The 25847-nt window shown below is 71.1% G+C and carries 20 protein-coding genes; 9 read left to right on the forward strand and 11 right to left on the reverse strand.

What is annotated here, in order from left to right:
* Nucleotides 1–99 precede the first annotated feature (99 nt).
* From AC31A1_RS09230 to AC31A1_RS09240, 3 genes are all read left to right on the forward strand, one after another.
* The gene (locus AC31A1_RS09230) at nucleotides 100–2424 is read left to right on the forward strand and encodes an ATP-binding protein (RefSeq protein ID WP_489652771.1); all 2325 of its coding nucleotides are present in this window, start codon (nucleotides 100–102) and stop codon (nucleotides 2422–2424) included.
* 154 nt (nucleotides 2425–2578) lie between these two features.
* Nucleotides 2579–3520 carry an anti-sigma factor RsbA family regulatory protein gene (locus AC31A1_RS09235; RefSeq protein WP_489652772.1) on the forward strand — a complete coding sequence of 314 codons (942 nt, stop codon included), beginning with the start codon at nucleotides 2579–2581 and terminating at the stop codon, nucleotides 3518–3520.
* Nucleotides 3521–3663: 143 nt separating this feature from the next.
* Nucleotides 3664–4371 carry an ATP-binding protein gene (locus AC31A1_RS09240; RefSeq protein ID WP_489652773.1) on the forward strand — a complete coding sequence of 236 codons (708 nt, stop codon included), beginning with the start codon at nucleotides 3664–3666 and terminating at the stop codon, nucleotides 4369–4371.
* On the opposite strand, the gene AC31A1_RS09245 is transcribed toward AC31A1_RS09240, so the two are convergent.
* Genes AC31A1_RS09245 through AC31A1_RS09255 form a run of 3 tightly spaced genes read right to left on the reverse strand, consistent with a single transcriptional unit; the run spans nucleotide 4362 to nucleotide 6360 of the window.
* A complete protein-coding gene (locus tag AC31A1_RS09245; RefSeq protein WP_489652774.1) occupies nucleotides 4362–5084 on the reverse strand; it encodes a phosphatase PAP2 family protein in 723 nt (240 codons plus the stop codon). The genes AC31A1_RS09240 and AC31A1_RS09245 overlap by 10 nt on opposite strands.
* The gene (locus AC31A1_RS09250) at nucleotides 5081–5686 is read right to left on the reverse strand and encodes a phosphatase PAP2 family protein (RefSeq protein ID WP_489652775.1); all 606 of its coding nucleotides are present in this window, start codon (nucleotides 5684–5686) and stop codon (nucleotides 5081–5083) included. The genes AC31A1_RS09245 and AC31A1_RS09250 overlap by 4 nt, the downstream gene beginning before the upstream one ends.
* On the reverse strand, nucleotides 5683–6360 hold the full coding sequence (locus tag AC31A1_RS09255) for a DedA family protein (protein WP_489652776.1): 678 nt from the start codon (nucleotides 6358–6360) through the stop codon (nucleotides 5683–5685). The genes AC31A1_RS09250 and AC31A1_RS09255 overlap by 4 nt, the downstream gene beginning before the upstream one ends.
* Before the next feature lie 209 nt (nucleotides 6361–6569).
* Between AC31A1_RS09255 and efeU the strand changes: the two genes are divergently transcribed.
* The 3 genes from efeU to nicT all read left to right on the forward strand — a co-directional run bounded on the left by efeU (nucleotide 6570) and on the right by nicT (nucleotide 11272).
* On the forward strand, nucleotides 6570–8600 hold the full coding sequence (gene efeU / locus AC31A1_RS09260; protein ID WP_489652777.1) for an iron uptake transporter permease EfeU: 2031 nt from the start codon (nucleotides 6570–6572) through the stop codon (nucleotides 8598–8600).
* 77 nt (nucleotides 8601–8677) lie between these two features.
* Complete coding sequence (gene efeB / locus AC31A1_RS09265; protein WP_489652791.1) at nucleotides 8678–9949, forward strand: iron uptake transporter deferrochelatase/peroxidase subunit; 1272 nt, start codon at nucleotides 8678–8680, stop codon at nucleotides 9947–9949.
* 159 nt (nucleotides 9950–10108) lie between these two features.
* Nucleotides 10109–11272 (forward strand): Nickel transporter NicT, encoded by a 1164-nt coding sequence (gene nicT, locus AC31A1_RS09270; protein ID WP_489652778.1) that lies wholly within the window; start codon nucleotides 10109–10111, stop codon nucleotides 11270–11272.
* A 45-nt stretch (nucleotides 11273–11317) separates the two neighbouring features.
* On the opposite strand, the gene AC31A1_RS09275 is transcribed toward nicT, so the two are convergent.
* From AC31A1_RS09275 to AC31A1_RS09290, 4 genes are all read right to left on the reverse strand, one after another.
* The gene (locus AC31A1_RS09275) at nucleotides 11318–12277 is read right to left on the reverse strand and encodes a hypothetical protein (protein ID WP_489652779.1); all 960 of its coding nucleotides are present in this window, start codon (nucleotides 12275–12277) and stop codon (nucleotides 11318–11320) included.
* Nucleotides 12278–12288: 11 nt separating this feature from the next.
* Nucleotides 12289–13761 (reverse strand): APC family permease, encoded by a 1473-nt coding sequence (locus tag AC31A1_RS09280; protein ID WP_489652780.1) that lies wholly within the window; start codon nucleotides 13759–13761, stop codon nucleotides 12289–12291.
* 226 nt (nucleotides 13762–13987) lie between these two features.
* Nucleotides 13988–15391, reverse strand: coding sequence for a Si-specific NAD(P)(+) transhydrogenase (sthA, locus tag AC31A1_RS09285; RefSeq protein ID WP_489652781.1), 1404 nt, complete (start codon nucleotides 15389–15391; stop codon nucleotides 13988–13990).
* Between the two features lie 69 nt (nucleotides 15392–15460).
* Nucleotides 15461–15658 (reverse strand): hypothetical protein, encoded by a 198-nt coding sequence (locus AC31A1_RS09290; protein WP_489652782.1) that lies wholly within the window; start codon nucleotides 15656–15658, stop codon nucleotides 15461–15463.
* 154 nt (nucleotides 15659–15812) lie between these two features.
* On the opposite strand from AC31A1_RS09290, the gene AC31A1_RS09295 reads away from it, so the two are divergent.
* Complete coding sequence (locus AC31A1_RS09295; RefSeq protein WP_489652783.1) at nucleotides 15813–17648, forward strand: glycoside hydrolase family 15 protein; 1836 nt, start codon at nucleotides 15813–15815, stop codon at nucleotides 17646–17648.
* A gap of 136 nt (nucleotides 17649–17784) precedes the next feature.
* Nucleotides 17785–19290 (forward strand): esterase, encoded by a 1506-nt coding sequence (locus AC31A1_RS09300; RefSeq protein WP_489652784.1) that lies wholly within the window; start codon nucleotides 17785–17787, stop codon nucleotides 19288–19290.
* An 84-nt stretch (nucleotides 19291–19374) separates the two neighbouring features.
* Here the strand turns inward: AC31A1_RS09300 and AC31A1_RS09305 are convergent, their stop codons facing one another.
* The 4 genes from AC31A1_RS09305 to AC31A1_RS09320 all read right to left on the reverse strand — a co-directional run bounded on the left by AC31A1_RS09305 (nucleotide 19375) and on the right by AC31A1_RS09320 (nucleotide 25654).
* Nucleotides 19375–22110 (reverse strand): SpoIIE family protein phosphatase, encoded by a 2736-nt coding sequence (locus AC31A1_RS09305; protein ID WP_489652785.1) that lies wholly within the window; start codon nucleotides 22108–22110, stop codon nucleotides 19375–19377.
* Nucleotides 22111–22186: 76 nt separating this feature from the next.
* Nucleotides 22187–24730, reverse strand: coding sequence for a SpoIIE family protein phosphatase (locus AC31A1_RS09310; RefSeq protein WP_489652786.1), 2544 nt, complete (start codon nucleotides 24728–24730; stop codon nucleotides 22187–22189).
* A 268-nt stretch (nucleotides 24731–24998) separates the two neighbouring features.
* A complete protein-coding gene (locus tag AC31A1_RS09315; protein WP_489652787.1) occupies nucleotides 24999–25247 on the reverse strand; it encodes a hypothetical protein in 249 nt (82 codons plus the stop codon).
* Between the two features lie 149 nt (nucleotides 25248–25396).
* Nucleotides 25397–25654, reverse strand: a complete 258-nt coding sequence (locus tag AC31A1_RS09320) for a hypothetical protein (RefSeq protein ID WP_489652788.1) — start codon at nucleotides 25652–25654, stop codon at nucleotides 25397–25399.
* On the opposite strand from AC31A1_RS09320, the gene AC31A1_RS09325 reads away from it, so the two are divergent.
* Nucleotides 25653–25847: hypothetical protein (locus AC31A1_RS09325; RefSeq protein ID WP_489652789.1), on the forward strand; the 195-nt coding region annotated here is incomplete at its 3' end. The two genes, AC31A1_RS09320 and AC31A1_RS09325, sit on opposite strands and share 2 nt — an antisense overlap.

The following is a 25847-nucleotide window of genomic DNA, read 5'->3' on the forward strand; positions in this document are numbered from 1 at the left end:
TTCACGTGGCAATGTCGGGCTGCGGACGCTTCGTCCGCGTCCCGCCCATACAGTTCTTGAAGTCCACTTTCGGAGGCGGGACCGATTGTGCAGGTATCCGTGACAAGGCAGAACATCGGCCGACCCGTCAGGGCGTCGAGTTTCGTCGGCCGACGTCAGGAGACCGCCGAGGTCAAACGTCTGGTGGCCGCCCACCGGCTGGTGAGTGTGACCGGGACGGGCGGTGTCGGCAAGACCCGGCTGGTGCTGCACGCGGTGCCCCGGCTGGTGCGGGCGTTCGCCGACGGGGTGCACATCGTGCAGCTGGCCGGTGTGCGGGACGCCTCGCTGGTGCCGCTCGCCCTGATCGAGGCGCTCGACATCCGTGACGTGTCGGGTCGTTCGCCGGTGCGGGTCCTCGTCGACCATCTCCAGGACCGGGAGTCGCTGCTCGTCCTGGACAACTGCGAACACCTGGCGGACGCGTGCGCACGGCTCGTCGAGACGCTGCTCGCGGAGACCGCCGCGGTGCGGGTGCTGGCCACCAGCAGACATCCGCTGAACGTGAGCGCCCAACACGTCCTGGAAGTACAGCCGTTGGCGACTCCCACGCCGGGCGACCCGCTGCCGCCGAAACCCGCGCTGGAGTACCCGGCACTGGCCCTCTTCGCCGACCGGGCCGCCGCCGTCCTGCCCGGGTTCTCCCTCACCACGGCCAACCAGGACGCGGTGGCCGCCCTGTGCCGCAGGCTCGACGGGCTGCCGCTCGCGATCGAACTGGCGGCGGTACGGATGCGCGCCCTCGGAGTGCAGCAACTGCTCGAACGCCTCGACCGCCGCCACCGGTTGCTGGCCGACGGCGTGGGCGGCGCGGACAGCGAGGACACCCTGCCCCGGCACCGCACCCTGCGCGCGGCCGTCGACTGGAGCCATGACCTGTGCACCCGTGAGGAACAGACGGTTTGGGCGCGCACCTCCGTCTTCGCCGGGAGCTTCGACCTGGGCGCGGCCGAGGAAGTGTGCGCCGGGCCAGGCCTCGACCGTGACGCGTTGGTGGACGCGGTGGCCGGTCTGGTCGACAAGTCGCTGCTGGTCCGGGACGGCGACGCCGTCCACGCGCGGTACCGGATGCTGGAGTCGATCCGGCAGTACGGCCTGGACCGGCTCCGCGAGGACGGGGCGGGAGCGGAGGAGGCGGCCCGGCGCCGGGTGCGGGACTGGTGCCTGGACTTCGTCGAGGAGTGCGAGCGGCGCTGGTTCGGCCCCGACCAGCCGGAGTTGGTCCGCAGGCTGCACGCGGAGTCGGACCTCATCCGCTCGGCGTTCGAATTCTGCCTGAACACACCGGGGGAGCTGCGGGCCGGGCTGAAGCTGGCCGGGCACCTGTGGTTCTTCTGGTTCGCGACCGGAGCCCTGGTCGAGGGCAGGTACTGGCTGGAGCGACTGCTCGCCGCCGCCCCCGAGCCGACCGTCGCCCGGGCCCGCGCCCTGTGGGCCCTCGCCCTGATGCTGCTCAGCCAGGGCAACGCCGGCCGGGCCGCGCCCCTAGTCGAGGAGGCCCGCGCACTCGCCCTGCGGCTGGGCGACGAGGCCGAGGTGGCGCACACGTTCTTCGGCCGCGGCGGCGCCTGCCTGATCAGCGGGGACTACGAGCGGGCGAGGGCCGTCTACGAGGAGGCGCTCGCCCTCCCGCCGTGCGAGGGCGAGTCGATGAGCCTGGTCGGCTTCAAGTACGTGGAACTGGCCCATGTCCTCGCGATCCAGGGCGAGTACGACCGCGCGATGGCCCTGTGCGAGGAGTTCCGGCAGGTCTGCCTGACCTACGGCGAACAGTGGATCCACTCCTACCTCCTGCGCATCCTCGCCTTCGCCGAGTGGGCCAAGGGCGACCAGACGGCGGCCAAGGTCCACGCCCGGGAGTGCCTACGGCTCAAGCGGGCGGTCGGCGACGTGTTCGGCACCGGCATGACGCTGGAACTGCTCGCCGCGGTCCACGCCCGTGACGGCGAGGGCCGCCCCGCCGCCGTCCTGCTGGGCGCCGCCAAACGGATCTGGCAGGACGCCCACGTCGCACTGGACCGCACCCCGTCCCACGGCCCGGTGCGCACGGAGGCCGAATCCGGCGCCCGCGCGCTGCTGGGCGACGGATTCAAGAACGCCTACCGCGAGGGCCTCGGCCTCACTCCGGACCACGCGGTCGCCTACGCACTGGGCGAGCGGGCGTCCGCGCCCCGGCCGGTGCTCGACAGCCCGCTCACCCGCCGCGAGACGGAGGTCGCCGAACTGATCGCCGAGGGGCTGACCAACCAGCAGATCGCCGACCGGCTGGTCGTCGCGCTGCGCACGGCGGAGGGCCATGTGGAGCGCATCCTCAGCAAGTTGGGCTTCACCTCGCGCAGCCAGGTAGCCGTCTGGGCCGAGACGCGTCGGGCCGCCCGCTCCTGATGCCGTACGGCCGTGACGACGTACTGCTGCGGCGACGTTGTGACGACGTACTGCCGAGACCACGTACGGCCGCGAACCGAACGAGAAGGAAGGCAGACCGATGGAACACGGAGAACCCACCCCACGCACCCGACCCGTCCCACCCGTCCCCTGCGTGAAGCACCACGCCGGCATCCACTCGTCCGACGAGGAGTTCCTGGCGGTGGTGGTGCCGTTCCTCAGGGACGGCATCGTCGCCGAGGACGAGCCGGACCCGGTGGTCATCACCACCCCCCGCAAACTGGACCTGCTGCGGGACGCGCTCGGCCCGGACGCCCGCCAGGTCGACTTCCGCGACTCCGCGCGCTGGTACCGCGGCAGCCCCGCCAACAGCATGGCCACCGCCCTCGACTACTACGTCACGCACGCGAGCCCCGAGGGCCTTCTCCACATGACGGGCGAGCCGGTCTGGGACGGCCGCTCGCCACGCCAGATCCCCGAGTGGAAACGGTACGAGGCACTCGCCACCGAGCTCTTCACCGGCGCCCCGCCCGACCTGATGTGCCTGTACGACACCCGTACCGCACCACCGGACGTCGTCGACGCCGCCCGGCACACCCACCCGACGGAACTCAACCGGCAAGGTGTTCAGCCCAGTTCGCTCTTCACGGAGCCCGCCGTCTACGCGACCCAGGGACTCGGCCCGCTGCCCGCGCCGCCGCGGGACGCGGTCGGCGTCGGCCTCGACGGGGACCTGACCGCCGGCCACCGGTTCGCGGCGGACCAGGCACGGGCGCGCGGCATGGCACCCGACGAGGCGGCCCGCTTCGGGCAGGCCGTGTCCGGCGCCACGCGCTACGCGGCGTCCCAGGGCTGCGACCGCGCACACCTGCGGCTGTGGTCGACCCGGCAGCGCATCACCTGCGAACTGCGCACCCCGCGCGGCCGTATCACCGACCCGTTCCTCGGCTTCCGGCCGCCGGGTGCCGAAGCGCGGCCGGAGGACGGGCTCTGGCACACCCGCCAGGTCTGCGAGTTCGTCGACATGAGGTCCGGCGACGGGGCGAAAGAGGGGTGGACCATCCGTATGGAGACGGCCCTCGTATCGGCAGGTTGACGAACCGGCCCGCGGATTCGGGTAGTTCCCCCCGCGCCTCGAAGGGCACGGCGGACGCATGGTGGATACGAGGCCGGGTCTGTTGGCGGACCCGGCCTCGCACCGCACGAGCCGAACGCCCCAGGGGCCGAAGGGAAACGACCATGCCGAACGACCGCCCACGCGGCCTGCCGACCGTGGGCGATGGCTGTACGACGATCCTGGGCCCGGGAAAGTCCTCGGTCCGCCAGGCCAGGGAACTCGTCCGCAAGCGGCTCGCCGAGTACAGCCTCCACAACCTGGTGGACATCGCCGAACTGCTGGTCAGCGAACTCGCCACGAACGCGGTTGTCCACGCGGGCGGCCGCTACCGGCTCACCCTGTCCCTGGGCGTCGGCATACTGCGCTGCGAGGTCGCGGACGAGCGGCGGCACCTTCCCCGACCGCCGCACCGGCGGGTCGAGCACGACGACGGCCTCGACGTCGACCCCGACAGCGAGAACGGCCGCGGCCTGTTCCTGGTCGACGCGCTTGCCCACCGCTGGGGCAGCCGCCTCGTGGAGGAGGGCAAGGAGGTCTGGTTCGAGCTGGAGACCGACGCATCGGACACCACGGGCGACGACGCGGCGGAGACGGACGTGCGTCTTCCGGCACCGGCTGGGCCACGGGCTCAAGAGACGCACGGCTGCACCGAGTTGGATCACGAGCGGGCGGACCACCACTACAGCCTGGACGGTGACCGCACCGAGGATCTCGGACTGCTCGGCCGGTACCGCCGTACCGCCCACGGCGTCCGGTGCCGGGCACGGTGTCTCGGTCGCCCCGCAGTTCGGCATCGGCCGCCGTTTCCGCTTGAGCACGCCTACCGGTGAGCACGCCCATCGGCAGGTCCGCTTCCGTGGTGGTCCCGTGCCGGCTCGGCCGGATCCGCCCCGTCGGCTGTCAACCGCGCCGGCATCCACCGGGCCGCCGCGCACACGCACACCCCGAGCCAGCCGACGGCGAACAGCCAGCCACCGAGCACATCCGTGAACCAGTGCACGCCCAGATACACCCGGGTCAGTCCGACCAGCGCGCCCCAGCAGCCGACGGCCAGGCAGAGCGGGGTTCTCCCGTGCGGGGCGCGCACGGATATCGCGAAGATCACCAGTCCGGCGGTGATCGCCGCCGTGGTGGTGTGGCCGGATGGGAAGGACCAACCCGAGGCATGGCCCGCCCAGTTGCTCAGCGCCGGGCGGGGGCGCGAGATCAGTTCCATCACGCCGTAGCGCAGGCCCTGGCCGGCGGCGAGGCAGGCCGGGGCGAGGGTCGCGGCGAGGAGGCGTTGGCGTGTGGTGCGGCCGGTGAGGAGTCCGGCGAGGACGACGAGGACGTACGGGATGACGCCCGTGCCGGTCGCGGTCAGACCGCGGGCGAACGCCAGCGCCACGTCCGGGCGGTGTGCGACGGACCAGGACAGCGCGTCCTCGTCGGTGAAGAGCGGAGCGCCCTCGTGCCCGATCACGACCATGCTCAGCACGCCGAACGCGGTCCAGGCGCCGAGGCCCGCGCTGCCCGCCAGTTCGGCGGTGTCCTTGCGGTTCATGACATCAGCAGCGGTCGCAGCCGGGTGGCCGTGATCCGCCGGGTCAGTGACTCCGGTCGCCGTTTCAGCAGGACCATCGCGCCGAGCGCCAGGAGCGCGCCGACCGCCACGCCCGCCACGACGTCGTGCGGATAGTGGACCCCCACCCAGACCCGGGAGCCCGCCATCGCGAGCGCGGCCACGGCGGCGACCGCACCGAGCCGGCGGGAGACGAAGAACAGGGCGACCGCGGCCGCCGCCGCGATGGTCGCGTGGTTGCTGGGGAAGGACCAGTCGCCCCGCGCCGGACACGCCTCCAGTGTGACCACCCGGAGGGTCTGACAGGGTCGGCTCTCCCGCACCGCCGACTTGAGCAGCGAGTCGATGCCGTACGCGGCGACCACGACCACCGGCACGGCCAGCGCCGTCAGCGCCGCCTCGGCACCGGCCCGGCGCGCCCGCCACCACCCGACGACCATCAGCACGGCGAACACCACGAGCCCGTACGCCGACCACGCCGACACCGCGCCGTCCAGCCAACCGGGCGCGTGCTGAGCGGAGTCGACCACATCCGTGTAGGCCTCGCCGTCGATCGACGACCCCTGGAAGGCGACCAGGATCATCCGCGCACCTCCCCGGCCTTGGCGGCGCGGGTGGCCTTGCGGGAGCGGTGCACCTCGGCGGCGAGCGGCAGCAGCGACACGACCACGATCAGGGCGACCATGGGCAGCAGGTACTTGTCGACGTTCGGGACCGAGGAACCCAGCGCGTACCCGGCGAGCGTCAGCCCCAGGCTCCACACCAGACCGCCGGCCACCTGCCACACGGTGAACGTCCGGACGGGCACGCCGAGAGCGCCCGCCATCGGGTTCAGGACCGTCCGCACGACGGGCACGAAGCGGGCCAGTACGACCGCCTTCGCGTAGCCGTACCGCTCCAGCAACTCCTCGGCCCGCCGGGCGCCTTCGTGCAGGCGGGCCGAGCGGCTGCGGGTGAGCAGGGCGCCGCCCGCCTTCCGGCCGAGCAGATAGCCGCACTGTGCCCCGGCGAGCGCGCCCACCGCCGCCGCGAGCAGCAGGGGCGGCAACGACAGCTTCACGGCTCTGTCGGCGCCGCCGGTGCACAACAGGCCGGCCGTGAACAGCAGGGAGTCGCCGGGCAGGAAGAAGCCGATCAGCAGCCCCGTCTCCGCGAACATCACCACGCCGACACCCAGCACACCGAAGGCGGCCAGCAGCGACCTGGCGTCCAGCACGTTCACGGCGAGCTGGGAGGCCAGGTCCAGGGGTGTGGTCATCGTCGCGCGCCCTTCCGCCGGTCTGACTGAAAACGTTCTGACTACAAATCTGTAGACGGTCTACTCAACTGTAGACGATTGCAGCCCGCGGGAAGTTCCGCACTTTTGCCCGGTCGTTGCCGATTCATGACTGATCGACTACATGCATGTAGTCATGATGGTCCGCGAAGTAAGGCATGCCTGCACTAACCCAGGAGGGGTCGCACCCAATGTGGGACGACGCGTTTCCGAGCTTTCTGATCGGGCTGCGGGAGGGGCTGGAGGCGGGACTCATCGTCTCGATCCTGGTCGCCACCCTCGTCCGCGCCGACGCCAGGTCCCGGCTGCCGCAGGTGTGGACGGGCGTCCTGGCCGCGATCGCCCTCGCGCTGAGCTTCGGCGCCGTCCTCACCTTCACCGCGGCGAACCTCTCCGCCACGGCCCAGGAAGCCTTCGGCGGTGTCCTCAGCGTGATCGCCGTCGCGTTCGTCACCGCGATGGTGTTCTGGATGCGGCGCTCGGCCCGCACCTTCTCCGGCGAGATCAGGGAGAAGGTGACCGGCGCGCTCGGCATGGGCGCGGGCGTGCTGATGCTCACCTCGTTCCTCGCGGTGGGCCGCGAAGGCCTGGAGACGGCCCTGTTCCTGTGGACCACGGCCCGCGCGGCCGGCGAGTCGGCCGGCCCCCTGGCCGGCGCCGGCATCGGACTCGTCCTCGCGGCGGCCCTGTGCTGGGGCTTGTACCGCCGCGTCCTCAGGATCAACCTGACGAAGTTCTTCACCGCCACCGGCGTCGTCCTGATCGTCATCGCGGCCGGCGTCCTCGGCTACGGCCTGCGCGACCTTCAGGAGGGCGGCATCCTCCCCGGCCTGGCCGCCTACGCCTTCGACCTCGGCGGCAGCGTCGACGCCGGCTCCTGGTTCAGCACCCTCATCCAGGGCGTGTTCAACCTGATGCCCACGATGACCTGGCTCCAAGTGGTCGGTTACGTCGGCTACTTGGCGGTGGTGATGCCCCTGTTCGTGCGCGGTGCAAAGACGAAGAAGCCCGAACCCGAACCCGCGGCACCCCAGTCGAGCGAGTCGTCCCCGTCACCGCGGCGCCGTCCCGTCTGGGTCGTCCCGGTCGCGGTGGTCGCCGTACCCGCGGTCGTGGCCGGTCTCGTCGTCGCCTTCTCCCGCCCCAAGCCCGCGAGTTCGCAGACGGTGGCCGTCTCCGAGACGGAGTGCGGCAAGGGCTTCACCGCGCCCGACACCGGCCGGCAGACCTTCCAGATGCACAACACCGGCGACAAGACCGCCGAGGTGTACCTGATCGACCCGGCCACCAGCGCGGTCTACGGCGAGGTCGAGGGCCTCGCGCCCGGCACCACCCGGGACCTCGTCGCCACCGTCGCGGGCGGCTCGTACGCCTGGCGCTGCGTACCCACCGGCGCGAAGGCGGTCACCTCCGCCACGGTTCATGTCAGCGGCGGGGGAGGCGCGGTGAAGGCGGTCGTCCCCGTCTCCGAGAACGACCTCGCCGTACCCCTCAAGGCCTACAAGGTGTACGTCGACCAGGGTCTGGCCACGCTCGAAACCCAGACGCGGCAGCTCAGCGCCGACATCACCGGCAACCACCTCGCCAAGGCGCGCACCGACTGGCTGACCGCGCACCGCACGTACTCCTCCCTCGGCGCGGCCTACGGCACCTTCGAGGACTTCGACCAGAAGATCAACGGCCGGGCCGACGGGCTGGCCGGGGGAGTCCAGGACAAGGACTTCGCGGGCTTCCACCGCATCGAGTACGGGCTGTGGCACGGGCAGTCGGCGGCCGAGTTGAAGGTGCCGGCACAGCAACTCGCCGTCGCGGTCGTGGGGTTGAAGAAGGCGTTCCCCACTCAGGACTTCGACCCGGGCGACCTGCCGCTGCGGGCCCACGAAATCCTGGAGAACGCCCTGCAGTTCGAGCTGACCGGCGACACCGACGAGGGCAGCGGCACCAACCTCGCGACCGTCGACAGCAACCTCGCCGGCACGCGTGAGCTGCTCACCGTACTGAAGCCGCTGCTGACCAAGGAGTCGCCGAAGCTGCTCCCCGGCGTCGACTCCGACATCGCCCGGCTGCAGAAGCTGCTCGACTCGGCGTACCGGGGCGGCAGTTGGACGCCCGTCGAGCAGCTGGACGAGACGGCGAAGGCCCGACTCGACGGCGCCACCGGGCAGTTGCTGGAGGACCTGGCACCGGTGCCGGACCTGCTGGAGATCAGGAAGTCGGCCTGATGAGCGCCGAGAACGACCGATACGGCACCGACAACACCCGCCCCACCCAGAACCCCCGCAGTGAAGGGAACCGCCCGATGCCGTCCGCCGAAACCCCTGGCTGTCCGGCTGGAGCCGGTCGCCGTTCCTTCGTCCGGACAGCGCTCGGTGCCGGGGCCGCCGGAGCCGTGCTGGCCGGCGGGGCGTTCGCGCTCGCCGAGACCGGCGGTGCGGTTCAGGCGCAGGCCGCGGACACCACGAACGCCGCCAAGATCCCCTTCCACGGCACCCACCAGGCGGGCATCCTCACCCCCGCCCCGGCCGCCGCGACCTTCGTCTCCCTCGACGTGATCGCCGACAACCGGGCCGAACTGACCGACCTGCTGCGGACGATCACCGAACGGGCCCGCTTCCTCACCTCCGGCGGCACCCCCGCCGACCTCGGCGTCGGCGCGCCGCCCGCCGACAACGGCATCCTCGGACCGGACGTACCCGCCGACGCCCTCACGGTCACCGTCGGTGTGGGCGCGTCCCTCTTCGACGACCGCTACGGACTCGCCAAGGCCAAGCCGCGCCGACTGACCCCCATGAAGACGTTCCCGAACGACAACCTGCGCGCCGCCGAGTGCCACGGCGACCTGTCGCTCCAGGTGTGCGGCGCCCGCCAGGACACGGTGCTGCACGCGTTGCGCGACATCGCCCGGCACACCCGCGGCGGCATGCAGATCAAGTGGCGCATCGACGGCTTCCAGAACACCCCGCGCCCCACCGGCACCCAGCGCAACCTGCTCGGCTTCAAGGACGGCATAGCCAACCCGGACGTGACGTCCACCCGCGAGACCGACCGGCTGATCTGGGTCGGCGACGGACAGGGCGAGCCGGCCTGGGCGAGCGGCGGCAGCTACCAGGTGATCCGGATCATCCGCATGCTCGTCGAGTTCTGGGACCGGGTCTCGCTCAGCGAGCAGGAGCTGATGTTCGGCCGTCGCAAGGACACCGGCGCTCCGCTGGACGGCGCTCAGGAGACGGACGTCCCGCACTACGCCAAGGACCCCAAGGGCACGGCGATCCCGCTCGACGCCCACATCCGCCTCGCCAACCCGCGCACCGCCGCCACCGACACCTCGCGCATCCTGCGCCGCGGCTACAACTACGACCGGGGCATCGACGCCGTGGGCAACCTCGACATGGGCCTCGTCTTCTGCTGCTACCAGCAGGACGTGCGCCGGCAGTTCGAGGCGACCCAGACGAGGCTGATCGACGAACCCCTGGTCGACTACATCTCCCCGACGGGCGGCGGCTACTTCTACGCACTGCCGGGTGTGAAGGACGCCAAGGACTGGCTCGGCCGGGGTCTGATGGCGACCTGACCAGGGATTTTTACTCCCTTTGAACAAGACCTGCCATGGTCTTTGCCGACCGTTACTGCGAACGGGTTGCAGGTACGGGAGGATGGCACGAGGTTGCTCGCGGCAACCGCGCAGCCATGCTCGCACCCGTACCTGTACCCGGCAGAAAGACCCTCCCCGATGACGGCGGCCCCCGAGTCCATTCCGACCCTCCCTGCCACGACCGCGGCTTCGCGGCCGTCGCTCTGGTCTCGCGTCCGTACGTCGATGACGCGGCAGGAGTGGACCCGGGTCGGCGGGATGGCCGCGTTCGTGCTGGGGCTGCATGTGATCGGCTGGTTCACGCTCGTGTGGATCGTGGCACCGGGGCACTACAGCGTCGGCGAGAAGTCCTTCGGCATCGGCATGGGCGTGACCGCGTACACGCTCGGCATGCGGCACGCGTTCGACGCGGACCACATCGCGGCGATCGACAACACGACCCGCAAGCTGATGAGCGAGGGGCAACGACCGCTGTCGGTGGGCTTCTGGTTCTCGCTCGGCCACTCCAGCATCGTCTTCGGCCTGACCCTCCTGCTCTCCCTCGGCGTGAAGGCCCTGGCCAACCCGGTCCGCGACGACAACTCCCAGCTCCACGACGTGACCGGCCTGATCGGTACGACCGTCTCGGGCACGTTCCTCTACGTCATCGCCGGCATCAACCTCGTCATCATGGGCGGCATCTGGAAGGTGTTCCGCCAGATGCGCTCCGGGCACTACGACGAGGCCGCGCTGGAGGAGCAGTTGAACAACCGCGGCTTCATGAACCGCATCCTCGGCCGCTTCATGAAGTCGATCACCAAGTCCTGGCAGATGTACCCGCTGGGCCTGCTCTTCGGCCTCGGCTTCGACACGGCGACGGAGATCGCGCTGCTGGTCCTGGCGGGCTCGGGCGCCGCGTCCGGCCTGCCCTGGTACGCGATCCTGTGCCTGCCGGTCCTGTTCGCCGCCGGCATGTCGCTGCTCGACACGATCGACGGCACGTTCATGAACTTCGCCTACGGCTGGGCCTTCTCCAAGCCGGTCCGCAAGGTCTATTACAACCTCACGATCACCGGCCTGTCCGTCGCCGTCGCCCTGATCATCGGCACGGTCGAACTCCTGGGCCTGTTCGCCGAGAAGCTCGACCTCCACGGCTTCTTCTGGGACTGGGTCGCGGGCCTCGATCTCAACGTCATCGGCTTCCTCATCGTCGGCCTGTTCTTCGCGACCTGGATCGTGGCCCTGCTGGTCTGGAAGTTCGGCCGCATCGAGGACAAGTGGACGGCGAACCTGGCCCAACCGGCGCAACAGCCCGCGGAGTAGCCGCTGTTCAGCGGTGCGGAATCGGTGCGTGTGCCGCCCCCGCCGTCATGTCCGTACCCCCAACTCCTTGCGCCACTTCACGATCTGCTTCTCCGCATCCCCGGTGTACGACCACGGAGTCGTCGTCGCCCGGCGGCCCATCATCGCCAGTACCGCCGTCGAGATGTCCTTCGTGCCCGCGTAACAGGCGGCATGGGCAAGGTAGTTGAGGTCGCGGAGTTCGCCGGGCGGGAAGGGGCCGTCCTCACGGGCGGTGATCCAGCGCTGCCAGGTGCGGCGGACGTCGCTGACGGCGCCGTCGTGGGTCCAGTGCTGGCCGAGGCCCACCGCCGCCTGGTGGCCCTTCGCGGCGTCGAGGGCGTAGCGGTACTCCTCGACGCGGGCGTACTGCACCAGGACCGGCAGGGTGCACCCGGGCGGTGCGACGCCCGCCGCGTCGCGGGCGAAGTCGTACATCAGGCCGTGGCTGCCGTGCCAGCGGGAGGAGTAGTAGTGGAGGACCTGGAGATGGCCCTCGACGCTGTAGGGGTCGCGGCGGTGCAACTCGTCCCACCAGCGGGCGAGTTCCTGGCGTCGTACGCCTGAGGGATACAGGCGGGCCACGGAGATCAGGGAGATCCACGGGGTGGGGTCGTCCGGGTACGCCTCCGCGGCCTGGAGGCAGGCCATGACGGCCGCGTCGATACGGTTCCGGTCGATCGGCACGCCCCGGCCCGCGGCGATGGCCACGTTGAACGCCCGGGCCGTCTCCGTCGCCGCGCGCAGCGTGAGCGCGTCGCCGCTGTGCGGCTCGGCGGCCAGCCACGACTCGACCGTCGAACTGCTCGCGCAGGCCTGCGCGAGCGTCCGGATCCGGTGGCCCCGGCCGAGCCAGTGCGCGCCGGTGTCCCGCAGCAGGTCCCGCAGGCCCTGCCAGCGGCCGATGACGATGTCCTGGCGGGCCGAAGTGAGGTACGCGTCCCCGCAGTCGGGGTCGAAGTCGGGGATGTAGCGGTCTCGCGCCATCGGATGCACCCTCAGAAGTCGGTCGGGAGACCCTGATGGACCCGGGACTGTTCGGGCACGAAGTCGTCCGGGACGTAGTCCGTCTCGACGGTGTGCGCGGCGTCGAGGCGCGCGGGACGGTAGTAGTCGCTGCCCTGCTTCCAGTACCAGAGCATCGGGACCAGCCCCACTGCCAGTCCGCCGATGCCGATGGCGATCGCCGCGTCGCTCAGATCGCCGAGCGACTCGACGAAGATCCAGAACATGAACAGGGCGCCGAACAGCGGCCACAGCCCGCCGAAGAGGAAGTTCGCCACCGACTTGAACAGCATCTTGCGGTACGCGACGACCACCGCGAGGCCCGCCAGGCCGTAGTAAACGGCGATCTGCAGACCGATCGCCGAGATCGCGTCGGAGAGGATCTCGCCCACCGAACCGAGCGCGTTCGAGACGATGAACATCACCAGCGCCACCCCGCCGACCACGGTGATCGCCACCCACGGGGTGTTCCAGGTGCGGTGCACCTTGCCCAGCGCGGCCGGCATCGTACGGTCGCGGCCCATCGCGAACAGCGAACGCGTGACCTGGATGAGGGTCGTCTCCAGGGTCGCGATGGTCGACAGCATCACCGACACGATGAGCAACTTGCCGCCCCAGCCCGGCCACAGCTCGTCGCCGAGCACCGCCAGCACGTTGGCGTCGTTGTTCTCGATCTGCCGCGAGGTCAGGATGATGTTCACCGCGATGGTGAACACCTCGAAGAGCAGGAAGACGATGCCGACGCCGATCAGGCCCGCGAGTCCGGTCGTACGACGGCTGTTGCGGGTCTCCTCGCTGAGGTTGCTGGTGACGTCCCAGCCCCAGTAGTAGAACGCGGCGATGAGCGCGCCCGACGCGAAGCCGGACACCCCGTCGAAGTGACTGAAGCCCAGCCAGGACCAGTCGAAGGCGCGGGCGTTGTCGGAGTGGACGAGGGCGAACACCGCGAACAGCGCCAGGATGCTCAACTCCACACCGGACATGAGGAGTTGGGCCCGGACCGTGAGCCGGGCGCCGCCGAGTACCACCAGCAGCATGATCACGAACCACGCGGCGCCGACCACCGTCGACCACGCCGTGTTGTCCGCGAGGCCCTGATCGAAGAGGGACAGCGTCATCGACCCGGCGGGCAGTGACCCGGCGACCATGAAGATGGTCGCGGAGACCACCAGGGCCCAGCCGCTGATGAAGCCCAGAAAGGGGTGCAGGGTGCGGCCCACCCAGGAGTAACTGGCCCCCGCGTTCACGTCGATACGGCCGAGATAGCTGAACGCCAGCGCGATGCCCAGCATCGGTATCGCGCAGTAGAGGAGCGCCGCCGGACTGGCCAGCCCCACCGCGCCGACCAGGACCGCCGTGGTCGCGGCCAGCGAGTAGGCCGGGGCGCTGCCCGCCACGGCCATCACGACCGTGTCGAACGTACCGAGGGCGTTGGCCTGTAGCCCTCTGCCCCTGTTGTTGCTCATGGATGCGCTGCTTTCCGTCTTGCACGACGTGGGGGGTTGCGCGAACCGGCCCCGGACCCGGAGATGGGGTGGCCTCGGGTCAGTGGCCGGTCGGAACAACAAATAGGGGGTGGTGGATACCCGTTGAACCGCTGCGTCGGCGGACGGTCACACCGTGTGTGGGTGTGATGATAGCCGTACCTCTTGACCTTTCAAGATTGACCAGCGAGTAATCTCCTGTGAACGGTCAGTCGCCGAGCCGGTCGATCTGCCGCAGCTTGTTGGTCGCGTCGAGGGCGGCGACCTTGTAGGACTCGGCGAGGGTCGGGTAGTTGAAGACCGCGTCCACGAGGTAGTCGACCGTGCCGCCGCAGCCCATCACCGACTGGCCGATGTGAATGAGCTCCGTCGCGCCGGTACCGAAGCAGTGCACGCCGAGCAGGGTGCGGTCCGTGGGGGAGACCAGCAGCTTGAGCATGCCGTGCGAGTCGCCGATGATCTGGCCGCGCGCGAGTTCGCGGTAGCGGGAGATCCCGACCTCGAACGGCACGCATTCCTCGGTGAGTTGGTCCTCGGTCTTCCCGATGAAACTGATCTCCGGGATGGTGTAGATGCCGATGGGCTGCCGGTCGTCGATCCGGTGCACCGGCTCACCGCAGGCGTGGTACGCGGCCGTACGGCCCTGTTCCATCGAGGTCGCCGCGAGCGCCGGGAAGCCGATGACGTCACCGACGGCGTAGATGTGCGGCACCGCGGTGCGGAAGTTCTCGTCGACGTCTATCCGGCCGCGCCGGTCGGCGGACAAGCCGGCCTTGTCCAGGTCGAGTTCGTCGGTCAGGCCCTGCCGTCCCGCGGAGTACATCACGGCGTCGGCCGGGATCTTCTTGCCGCTCTCCAGGACGGTCAGCGTGCCGTTGGTGTGCCGCTCGACGGCGGCGACGGTCTCCCCGAAGCGGAAGGTCACGGCGAGGTCCCGCAGATGGTACTTGAGCGACTCGATGACCTCCAGGTCACAGAAGTCGAGCATCCCGGCGCGCTTCTCCACCACGGTGATCTTGCTGCCGAGCGCGGCGAACATCGAGGCGTACTCCATCCCGATGACGCCCGCGCCGACGATGACCATGGACCGCGGGACCTTGGGCAGGTCGAGGACGTTGTCCGAGTCCATGATGGTCCGCCCGTCGAACTCGACGGTGTCCGGGCGCGCGGGGCGGGTGCCGGTGGCGATGATGATGTGCTCCGCGGTCAACAGCCGTTCGTGGCCCGTGACATCGGTCAGGGCGATGGTGTGCGGGTCGACGAAGCGGCCCGTGCCGGCGAACAGGGAGACCTGGTTGCGGGACAACTGGTTGCGGATGACGTCCACTTCACGGCTGACCACGTGCTGCGTGCGCGCGGTGAGGTCGCCGACGGTGATGTCGTCCTTCAGGCGGTAGCTCTGCCCGTACAAATCGCGCTGGGTGAGACCGGTGAGATACAGCACCGCCTCGCGCAGCGTCTTGGAGGGGATGGTCCCGGTGTGGATGGAGACCCCACCGACCATGTCGGGGCGGTCGACGACGGCGACCCGGCGGCCGAGCTTGGCCGCGGCGATGGCGGCCTTCTGGCCGCCCGGTCCTGAACCGATGACAAGCATGTCGAAGTCGGGCACCTCCGGAGTCTGTCAGCCGGAGCGCCCACTCCGAAAGGGTGAACGGGTAACCAGGTGCCGACAAGGCGCCTAAGGCAGCAGTTTGTCCAGCGCGGCCGTCCCCTCCGCCTCGATCTTCCGCCGGGCCCACTCCAGACTCTCCGGGGTGACGTCCCGGCCTGCCGCCAGGACCACGTCCTCCGGGGCCACCTCGGTACCGGTACGGGTGTGCAGCAGGGCGTCCGGAGTGGTGCGGTCGGTGCCTTCATCGGGTTGTGCTGTCGACATGGTGCCTCCTCGCCCGGGACCGGGTGAGTGCCGTGGGTCCCACTCCCACGATTCCTCGCCCGACCCCAGTGTGCATCCGGAAGAGTGGCCGAAGGAGAACCTGAACCTAAGCTGGAACCGGCCCGCGCGGGCCCGAACCAGGGAGGCTGCCGCGATGGTCGAGACCCCGCCCCACCAGGACACCCCCACCGGACCCGGATATCTGCCCATCGCCGAGCACGGACTGATCGGCGATCTGCGGAGCGTGGCGCTGGTGGGGACCAACGGCACGATCGACTGGTACTGCTGTCCGTCCTTCGACGCCCCCAGCGTCTTCGCCGCGATCCTGGACGCGGAACGCGGCGGCTCCTTCGAGCTCGCCGCCTCCGTCCCGGCGCGCACCAAGCAGTTCTACTTCCCCGACACCAACGTCCTGATCACCCGGTTCTACACCGAGGAGGGCGTCGGCGAGGTCCAGGACTTCATGCCGGTGACCGGGGAGTCGGACGCGTCCGCCCGGCACCGCCTGATCCGGCGCGTGCTGTGCGTGCGCGGCTCGGTCCCCTTCCGGACGCGGGTCGCCCCGAGGTTCGACTACGGCGCCTCCCCGCACACCGCGCGGATGGTCGGCGACGTGGCCCTCTTCGAGTCCGCCGAGAGGTCCCTCGCGCTGACCGCCACCGTCCCCCTGGAGTGCGACGACGTCGACGTGTGGGCCGACTTCAAGCTCGACGAGGGCGAGTCCGAGGTGTTCGCCCTCGACCAGGTCGACGGAGAGGTGACCTCCCGCCCCTGCGCACGCCAGGAGGCCGAGGACGAGTTCGTCTCGACCGTCGCCTACTGGCGGCGCTGGCTCTCCCAGTCCCGCTACCGGGGCCGCTGGCGCGAGATGGTCCACCGCTCCGCCCTCACCCTCAAGCTGCTGACCTACGCCCCGACCGGCGCCATCGTCGCCGCCCCCACCACCAGCCTCCCCGAACAGCTCGGCGGCGAGCGCAACTGGGACTACCGCTATGTCTGGATCCGCGACGCCGCCTTCTGCGTCTACGCGCTCCTGCGCCTCGGCTTCACCGGCGAAGCGAAGGCGTTCATGCAGTTCGTGACCCGCTACATCAGCCCCGGCGACGGCAACCCCTCCGGCCCGCTGCAGATCATGTACGGCATCGACGGCCGCACCGAACTCACCGAACGCGAGCTCCCGCACCTCGAAGGCCACCAGAAATCCGCCCCGGTCCGCGTCGGCAACGCGGCCTCCGACCAGCTCCAACTCGACATCTACGGCGCCCTGATCGACTCCATCTACCTCTACGACAAGTGGGCCGAGCCCATCTCCAGCTCCCAGTGGGACGACGTGTGCGCCCTCGTCGACTGGGTCTGCGACAACTGGGACCAGCCGGACGAGGGCGTCTGGGAGACCCGCGGCGGCCGCAAGAACTTCCTCTACTCACGGCTGATGTGCTGGGTCGCGATCGAGCGCGGGATCCGCCTCGCCAACCGCCGCGGCCTGCCGGCCGACCTCCCGCACTGGCTCCAGTGCCGCGACACCATCTACCGCCGCATCATGGACCGCGGCTGGTCGGTCAAACGCCAGGCCTTCGTCCAGTACGAGGGCAGCGACGTCCTCGACGCCGCCCTGCTGATGATGCCGCTGGCGAAGTTCATCGCGCCCACCGACCCCAAGTGGCTGTCCACACTGGACGCGTTGACCGAGGAACTCGTCTCCGACTCCCTCGTCTACCGCTACAACCCGCAGGCCAGCCCCGACGGCCTGCGCGGCGACGAGGGCACGTTCTCGATCTGCTCCTTCTGGTACGTCGAGGCCATGGTCCGCGCCGGCCGCGTCGACGAGGCCCGCCTCGCCTTCGAGAAGATGCTCACCTACGCCAACCATCTCGGCCTGTACGCCGAGGAGATCGGCCGCACCGGCGAGCAACAGGGCAACTTCCCCCAGGCGTTCACCCACCTCGCCCTGATCAGCGCCGCGTTCAACCTGGACAAGGCCCTCGGCTGATCCGGCCGCGTTCGTCCGGGCCGCGCAACAAGTGTCACTGAGGCGTCACAGCACGCCGAGGCACCACAACCACCGTGGCATGTCTCGTGTCGAACCCCCTGACCGCAACAAATTTGACCCACGGGGGAAACACATCATGACGAACGTGTCACGCAAGAAGGTCTCCGCCGCCGTCGCGTCCGCGACCTTCCTGCTCCTGGCCGGCGCCGGCATCGTCGCCGCACCGGCGAGCTACGCGGGCGTCCCCGGCGGCACCAGCGCCGTCGACCGCAACAGCGACTTCAACGGGGACGGCTACGACGACGTCCTGATCGGCGCCCCGGAGGGCACCGTCGACGGCAAGCAGGGCGCCGGCTACGTCACCGTCCAGTACGGCGCCCCGAACGGCATCGCCACCAACACCACGGTCCCCAAGGGCAAGACGGCCGTCATCAGCCAGTCCACGCCCGGTGTCCCCGGCACCTCGGAGACCTACGACTCCTTCGGCCAGGCGATCGCCACCGGCGACGTGGACGGCGACGGCTACGACGACGCGATCATCGGCGCCCCCGGAGAGGACGAGGGCACAGTCGAGAACGCGGGCCGCGTCACCGTCCTCTACGGCTCCAAGGCGGGCCTCGGAGCCGAGACCAACGACTCCTTCACCTCCGCCACCCCGAAGGCGGGCGACCGGTTCGGCCAGTCCGTGGCGGCGGCCCGCTTCACCGGGGCGACCGACAGCGACTCCATGGCCGTACTCGACAACAACGGCGCCCAGTTGTTCACCTACCACACCGGCATCCTGCACTCGCTCGGCACCCTGGACACGACCACCCACCCCGGCGGCCACCGCATCCAGCCCGCCTATCTCACCACCGGCGACTACGACCGCAACGGCTTCGCCGACCTGGTCATCTCCGGCTACAGCCCCGACGACGACTACCAGCAGGGCTGGTCGGCCCTCTACGCGGGTGGCGAGACCTCGCTGACATACCGTCAGGACCTGAACGGCGGCCTCGGCACCGCCTCCGGCGACATCAACAACGACGGCTACGACGACCTCGTCCTCGGCCAGCTCAGCAGTGCCGACGACAAGGCCGAGGGTGACGACGGCGGCAAGATCGCTGTCTACCTCGGCAGTTCGGAGGGCGTCGGCGGCGAGGAGGGTCCCGGCATCCCCGCGCAGTGGTGGTCGCAGAACTCCCCGGGCGTACCCGGCACCTCCGAGCACGGCGACGGCTGGGGCAACGACCTCTCCGTGGGCGACGTGAACGGCGACGGCTACGCGGACGTGGCGATCGGCGCGCCCGGCGAGGACATCGGCACCGTCCAGGACGCGGGCGCCGTATGGCTGTTGCGCGGTTCGAGCCACGGCGTGACCGCGACCGGCGCCCAGTCCTTCGACCAGAACACCGCCGACATTCCCGGCACCGCCGAGGCCGACGACATCTGGGGCTCCCAGGTCCGGCTGGCGGACACGAACGCGGACGGCCGCGCCGAACTGGTCGCCTCCGCGCCGGGTGAGAACTCCGGTGACGGCTATGTGTGGTTGCTCCCCGCGGGCCCGAACGGCCTGCTCGCCGAAGGCTCTTCGCTGTACAGCGCGGCGGACCTCGGCGGCGCGGCGAAGGGGGCGCACTTCGGGTCGGCGATCGACGAGTAGGCCTTCGACGGCCAGGGGAAGCAGTGCGACAGCGCCCGTACCGGCTCGGCAGCCGGTGCGGGCGCTGCCCGTGAACCGGGTTGATCACAGGGCCTGTTCGGCCCAGATGACCTTGCCCGCCGGTGTGTACCGGGTGCCCCAGCGCTCGGAGAGCTGGGCCACCAGGAACAGGCCCCGGCCGCCCTCGTCCGTCATCGCCGCGTACCGCAGGTGCGGTGACGTGGTGCTGCCGTCGTACACCTCGCAGATGAGGGTGCGGTCGCGCAACAGGCGGACGCGGACGGGGTCGTTGCCGTAGCGGATCGCGTTGGTGACCAGTTCGCTGAGGATCAGTTCGGTGGTGAACGTCAGCTCGTCCAGGCCCCAGTGGGTGAGCCGGCGGGTGACCGAGGCGCGCATGTCGGCGACGGCGGCCGGGTCGGAGGGGACGCTCCACTCGGCGATGCGGTCGGCGCCCAGCGCGCGGGTGCGGGCGACGATCAGGGCGATGTCGTCGCTCGGGCGAACCGACAACTCCGAGTCGAGGACGGCCCGGCAGGTGTCCTCGGGCGAGTCGCCGGAGTCGGTGAGCGCGGTGCGCAGTATCTCCAGGCCGACGTCGATGTCCCGCTCCCGGTCCTCGACCAGGCCGTCGGTGTACAGGACCAGCCGGGTGCCCTCGGCCAGCTCCAACTCGGCTGTCTCGAAAGGGAGTCCACCGAGGAGGCCGAGCGGAGGTCCTGCGGGGACCTCGGGGAACTCGACGGTGCCGTCGGGACGGATCAGCGCCGGTGGCGGATGGCCGGCGCGGGCGACGGTGCAGCGCAGGGTCACCGGGTCGTAGATCGCGTACAGGCAGGTCGCGCCGGTGACCGGGGCGACGCTGTCCTCGGTCGTCTCGTCCTGGTCGATGCGGCCCACCAACTCGTCGAGCAGGCCCAGGAGTTCGTCCGGCGGCAGGTCCAGGGCGGAGAAGTTGTGGACCGCCGTGCGCAGTCGCCCCATGGTGGCCGCGGCGTGCAGACCGTGTCCCACGACATCGCCGACGACCAGGGCGACCCGGGCGCCGGACAACGGCAGGACGTCGAACCAGTCGCCGCCGACCCCGGCCTTCGCGGGCAGATAGCGGTAGGCGACGTCGAGGGCGCTCTGCTCGGGCAGCCGGCGGGGCAGCAGACTGCGCTGGAGGGTCACCGCCATGCCGTGTTCGCGGGTGTAGCGGCGGGAGTTGTCGATGGAGACCGCCGCGCGGGCGACCAGCTCCTCGGCGAGGGCCAGCTCCTCCACGTCGAAAGGATCGGGCTTGTCGGAGCGCCAGAAGTTGACCACGCCGAGGATGAGGGCACCGGCCCGCAGCGGGACGGTGATCAGCGAGTGGATGCCGTACTCGACGACCTGTGCGGTGCGTTCGGGGTCCTGGGTGAGCCAGCCGGGGGCGTCGCTCAGCCGGGGTTCGACGACGGCCTCGCCGGTGTCGAGGCTGCGTGCCTGCGGGGAGGACGCGATGAACTGGATCTGCTTGCCGACCGGGTAGAGCGGGGCGTCGTCGCGGACCCCGCTGGAGGCCGTGCGGCGCAGGTCGGTGCCGGGCTGCGGTTCCTCGCCGCTGAGTACGGCGTCGTAGAGGTCGACCGTGACGAAGTCGGCGAAGCGGGGGACGGCCAGTTCGGCGAGTTCCTCGGCGGTACGGGTCACGTCGAGGCTGGTGCCGATGCCCACTCCGGCGTCGTAGAGCATGTTGAGGCGTTCGCGGGTGACCTCGGCGCGGCCGGAAAGGGCGCGGAGTTCCGTGGAGTCGCGGAGCGTGGTGACGCTGCCGGCCGGGCCGCCCTTGAGGTCGGTGGGGCGCTGGTTGACGGCGAGCAGCCGGTCGCCGACCCGGTGCACCTCGTCCGTCGCGACCCGCGCGGAGGCCAGTAGCGCGGTCATCTCGGCGTCGAGTCCGAGGTCGAGGACCAGGCGCCCCTCGGCGTTCTCGGGCAGGTCCAGCAGCTGGCGCGCCTCGTCGTTCGCGAGCAGCAGGCGGCCCTCGCCGCCGACGATGATCACGCCTTCCCGTACGGCGTGCAGCACCGCGTCGTGGTGCTCGTACATCCGGGTCATCTCGTGCGGGCCCAGGCCATGGGTCTGGTGCTGCAGGCGTCTGGTGACCAGGGCCGTACCCCCGAGGGCGAGGATGAGGGCCACCCCGGCGGCGGTCAGCAGGAGCGGCAGCTGCTGGTCGGCGGCGCCGCCGACGTTCGCCTTCGTCACCCCGGCCGACACCAGACCCACGACCTTGCCACCGGGGCCCCGGACCGGCACCACGGCCTGCACCAGCGGCCCGATGGTGCCGGTCAGCTCCTCGGTGACGACGTGCCCGGCGAGCGCGGGGGCGATGTCCCCGACGAACTTCTTGCCGATGCGGTCCGGCTTGGGATGGGTGTAGCGGATGCCCTCGGTGTTCATCACGACGATGAAGTCGACCTTGGACGTCTTCCGTGCGGCCTCGGCGCTCGGCTGGAGGATCGCCGTGGGGTCCGCGCTGCGCAGGGCCGCGACCGTGCCCGGCGCGTTGGCGAAGGTCTGGGCGACGGCCACCGACCGGTTGCGGGCCTCCTGCGTGCTGTCGTGCCGCACCTGGAGCACCTGTGCCACCACGGCCGACACGACCAGCAGCAGCACGATCACCAGCTGCAGCATGAACACCTGCCCGGCGACGCTGCGGCCGCCCAGCCTTCCGCCCAGCGGCGCTCGCCGGTGTTCGGGCGCCCGGCGGGCACGGTCGTACGGGCGCTGCGCGCGCAGACCGTCGGGGCGGTGGGTCGACCGGGCCCCGGGCCGACCCGTCAGGCGGACCATGTGCCCATGTCTACACTGCCCGACCTCAGGAGGCGAGGGGCGTCACAGGTGGTGACAGGCCGTGGCCGGCCGGGGCTCACGGGTGCCGTCCGGGCTTGGCGCGCCGGGCGGCGAGCAGCAGCGCGATGTCGTCCGGGCGGTCGGCCGCGTGCCGGGCGGTCGCGGTGAGCCGGTCGGCGACGCCGGCCAGGGACCGCCCGCCCGGCCGTGCGGCGGGCCCGCCCGCCTTCGCGAGGGCGACGCGCAGGGCCGCGATGCCGTCGTCGATGTCGACACCGGGCCGCTCGACGAGGCCGTCCGTGTAGAGCGCGAGGATGGAGTCCGGCTCCAGTCGTAGCTCCGAGACCGGGTACTGGGCGTGCGGGTCCACCCCGAGGACTACGCCTCCGGGTATGTCCCAGACGCGGGTGCGTCCGTCCGGGGTACGGATCAGCGGCGGCGGATGCCCGGCCCGCGCGACCCGGACCAGCCCGCTCGCCGGGTCGAGCCGGAGGTAGCAGCAGCTCGCGAACTGCCCCGGGTCGAGATCGATGAGGAGGTGGTTCGTGCCGCTCATCACCTCGTCGGGCGGCCGGTCGCCGAGCGCGAACGCCCTTACCGCGCTGCGGAGTTGGCCCATCGTGGCGGCCGCCTGGACGCCGTGTCCCTGGACGTCGCCGATGACCAGCGCCAGGCCGTCACCGGCCTCGACGACGTCGTACCAGTCGCCGCCCACCTCCATGCCCTGGGTGCCCGGCAGATAGCGCCCCGCGGTCTCCACCTGCGGGTGGGCGGAGAGGCGGCGGGGGAGGAGGGCCTGCTGGAGGCCGCGGGCGAGGGCGGCCTCGGAGTCGTAGCGCTGGGCCTTCTCCATCGCGTGGGCGATCAGTCCGGCGAGGGCGGTGAGCACCGCGCGCTCCTCGCCGCTGAAGCTGCGGGACCGGTCGAAGCCCAGGATGGCCGAGCCGACCGGACGCCCGGACGCGATCAGCGGCAGGAACGCGCGGGCGCCCACCTCCGCGTCCAGGGGGATGCCCGGGTAGGCGTCCGCCAGCTGCTGCATGGAGTCGAAGAAGAGCGGCCGTCCGGTGGTGAGGGTCTCGACCCCGGGCAGCCGGGTGTCGAGACCGACGCCGTCGAACGGGGCGAGGAAGCCCTGCGGGAAGCCGGTCTCCCAGGCCAGGTACAGATGCCGTTCCTGCAGCAGATAGATCGCGAGCCGCCGGCCGCCGAACGCGGGCAGCAGCTCCTTCATGACGACCGCGGACACCTGGCGGGCGGTGACCGCCTCCGTCAGCGCGATGGCGAGCACGATCGGCCGGTACAGCGGAGCCAACGAGGTCACGCCGTTGTCCGGACCGCCGTCCCCGTCGGCGCGCACGGGCACCAGCGGCAGCGGCGGCCCCGCCACCCGGGTCGAGGGGGCCACCGTGCACGTCAGCTGGTCCTGCCCCGGATGGACGGCCAGCGCCAGCCAGTCGCTGTCGTACGGCTCCTGCCCCTGGTCCCGCTCGTCCGGGCGCCGGACGTGGAAGTGCACCGGCCCCAGCGACAGCAGGGCGCCGCGCAGCTGGTCCTCGCAGCCGATCTGGTTCAGCCAGGGCACGCCCTCCCACAACGGGCGGCCCAGCAGCTCCTCGCGCGGCCGGCCCAGCAGCTGGGCGGCGCGCGGATTGGCGTAGGTGACCAGGCCCAGCCGGTCCAGGCAGAACACGCCGTCCGGCAGCAGATCGGCCACGCTGTCGGCCGGCGGCCCGGAGCCCGGGTCGACGACGACACCGCTGACCGGGTACCCGCCGTCCGGCGGGAGGGTCCCGGTGGCGGCCGTCCACAGGTCCAGCAGCCGGGCCGAACCGTCCGACGCCCGCACCCGCAGGGGCAGCGGCGGGGGCTTCCCGGCGGCCGTGGCCCGCAGCGCGGCCATGACCTGGTACGTGTCGCCCGGCGCCACGACGTCCGCGAGCGCCTGCGCGGTGCCGGGGAACTCCGCGGGCTCCACCCCCAGCAGGGCGTGCAGGGAGCCGTCCCCGGTCACGGCAGCGGTCTTCGGATCCCATACGAACCGTGCCATGCGCCCCTCGGGGCGATGCGTGGCCGCCGTCCGGACGCACACGGGCTCGCCGTCCCAGGCGACGTACGGGCCGTCCTCGTCCTTGTGCTCGTCCTCCAGCTCGGCCAGCGCCCTGCCCAGCTCCTCGGCCAGCCCGGTCATCCGGTCCAGGCCCGACAGCACCTCGGTGGTGTCCGGGGCGGAGGGCCGCAGCACGGTCAGCACGCCGTACGTCGTCGACCCGCCGATGACGGGGACGTACAGGGACCCGAACTGGAACGGCAGGCTCGCGGCGAACTGCGGATAGCGGCGCATGGTCTCGGTGGCGTTCGGCAGGACCACGTGCACGCCGAGCCGGTAGGCGTCGGCGACGGGGAACTTGCTGTCGACGTGCAGTCGCCCCCAGGGGCGGAACAGCGGCCCGGGCAGCCCCGCGAGTACGCCGAGACGCAGCAGTCCGGGCGTGCTCGACCGCAGGTAGACGCCCCCGGAGTGGCCGCCGGCCGCGTCGATCGCCTCCGTCGAGGCGTCGATGAGCAGCTCGGCGAGCCGTCCGGGCGTCCCCTTCTCGCGCTCGGCACTCCCAGTCATTGGGGCTCTACCTCGTCCCTGTGGCGCCGGGTGGGTGACACAGCAAGAATGCGCCAGGACGCGGCCGGGGTCACCTGGGCGGACGGGATGGGCTGGAGAGGCACGGGTATCGCCGGTCCGTCGGTGTCTGATGAAGTGATCAAGAGTGGCTCAAGTGTGGGTGGGGTCGGGTGCGGGGTGCCGCCGGCGGTGTCGTCGGCGGTCGGGCCGGTGTCGTCGGCTCATGACGAGGGCCCCTCGGCGTGGGTGCGGAGGGGCGTTGCGCGGGTCAGGCGACGGGGGTGGGCCGACCGGCGGTGGTGTTGCGGTCGCCGGGGGTGTCGTTGTCGTAAGGGTGGGAGTTCTTCGCGTGCGGCGCGTTCCACTTTTTTGCGCGCAGTGTGTGCGATACGTCCAGGTCGACGGCCCGCGCGCGGTCGGCGGCCTTGTGGGTCGTCGCCGAGTCGCGGTCGTGCGTCGTCCGGCCGGTGTGCTCGGGTACGGCGAGCGTCCTTCCGGCGGACCGGGGTGTGGCCATGGGGCTGAGCCCTTTCGGATCGACGCGATGAGCAGGCAGGCAGGAAAAGGGAGTTGAGATCCGACCCGCGTCAGCGATCGGTCCTCGACTCATGGCGTTCAGGATGGCGCAAACTACGCCTCGCGCGGGGCGAATTCGATCTGTTGCCCTCACCGGTCATGATCGGCCGGCCGCCGATTCGCCGGCCATGTACCGCGGCCCAGCGCCCGCGGCGGCAGCCCGGCCACCACCGGACCACCGAACAACAAGGTCAGCCCGGCCCCGACAGCGACGCCGGGCACGCCGGGCACGCCGGCCCCGACATTGACGCCGATCACCCCGGCCACCGTCAACGGCGCCGGCACCTCCCACCACCGCCGCTCCAACTCCCCACGCCGCGAGGCCCGTACGAGCAGCGCACCCCCCATGCCCGCCAGCAGTAGGGCGACCACGCCGATCGCGGCGGCCGACAAGGGTGCAGGTGCTCGCTCGGTGCACGGCACCTGGCTCACCCGGCGCCGCCTCCGGCGCGGGGACCCCCGCAACTCCGCCGGCCCCCTCGGCGCGCCCGGGCGCGCACCACAAACCTCCGCGCTCGGGAACCGCGCCACCCCCCGCCCA

It is taken from the genome of Streptomyces sp. P5F9, from assembly GCF_057961495.1.

Coding starts and splice junctions, on each gene's coding strand:
- AC31A1_RS09320 (WP_489652788.1), bottom strand. CDS start 25,654: ATGGGGGGTGCGCTGCTCGTACGGGCCTCGCGGCGTGGGGAGTTGGAG.
- AC31A1_RS09240 (WP_489652773.1), top strand. CDS start 3,664: ATGCCGAACGACCGCCCACGCGGCCTGCCGACCGTGGGCGATGGCTGT.
- AC31A1_RS09245 (WP_489652774.1), bottom strand. CDS start 5,084: ATGAACCGCAAGGACACCGCCGAACTGGCGGGCAGCGCGGGCCTCGGC.
- AC31A1_RS09290 (WP_489652782.1), bottom strand. CDS start 15,658: ATGTCGACAGCACAACCCGATGAAGGCACCGACCGCACCACTCCGGAC.
- AC31A1_RS09295 (WP_489652783.1), top strand. CDS start 15,813: ATGGTCGAGACCCCGCCCCACCAGGACACCCCCACCGGACCCGGATAT.
- efeB (WP_489652791.1), top strand. CDS start 8,678: ATGCCGTCCGCCGAAACCCCTGGCTGTCCGGCTGGAGCCGGTCGCCGT.
- AC31A1_RS09280 (WP_489652780.1), bottom strand. CDS start 13,761: ATGAGCAACAACAGGGGCAGAGGGCTACAGGCCAACGCCCTCGGTACG.
- AC31A1_RS09305 (WP_489652785.1), bottom strand. CDS start 22,110: ATGGTCCGCCTGACGGGTCGGCCCGGGGCCCGGTCGACCCACCGCCCC.
- AC31A1_RS09310 (WP_489652786.1), bottom strand. CDS start 24,730: ATGACTGGGAGTGCCGAGCGCGAGAAGGGGACGCCCGGACGGCTCGCC.
- nicT (WP_489652778.1), top strand. CDS start 10,109: ATGACGGCGGCCCCCGAGTCCATTCCGACCCTCCCTGCCACGACCGCG.
- AC31A1_RS09255 (WP_489652776.1), bottom strand. CDS start 6,360: ATGACCACACCCCTGGACCTGGCCTCCCAGCTCGCCGTGAACGTGCTG.
- AC31A1_RS09300 (WP_489652784.1), top strand. CDS start 17,785: ATGACGAACGTGTCACGCAAGAAGGTCTCCGCCGCCGTCGCGTCCGCG.
- efeU (WP_489652777.1), top strand. CDS start 6,570: ATGTGGGACGACGCGTTTCCGAGCTTTCTGATCGGGCTGCGGGAGGGG.
- AC31A1_RS09250 (WP_489652775.1), bottom strand. CDS start 5,686: ATGATCCTGGTCGCCTTCCAGGGGTCGTCGATCGACGGCGAGGCCTAC.
- AC31A1_RS09315 (WP_489652787.1), bottom strand. CDS start 25,247: ATGGCCACACCCCGGTCCGCCGGAAGGACGCTCGCCGTACCCGAGCAC.
- AC31A1_RS09275 (WP_489652779.1), bottom strand. CDS start 12,277: ATGGCGCGAGACCGCTACATCCCCGACTTCGACCCCGACTGCGGGGAC.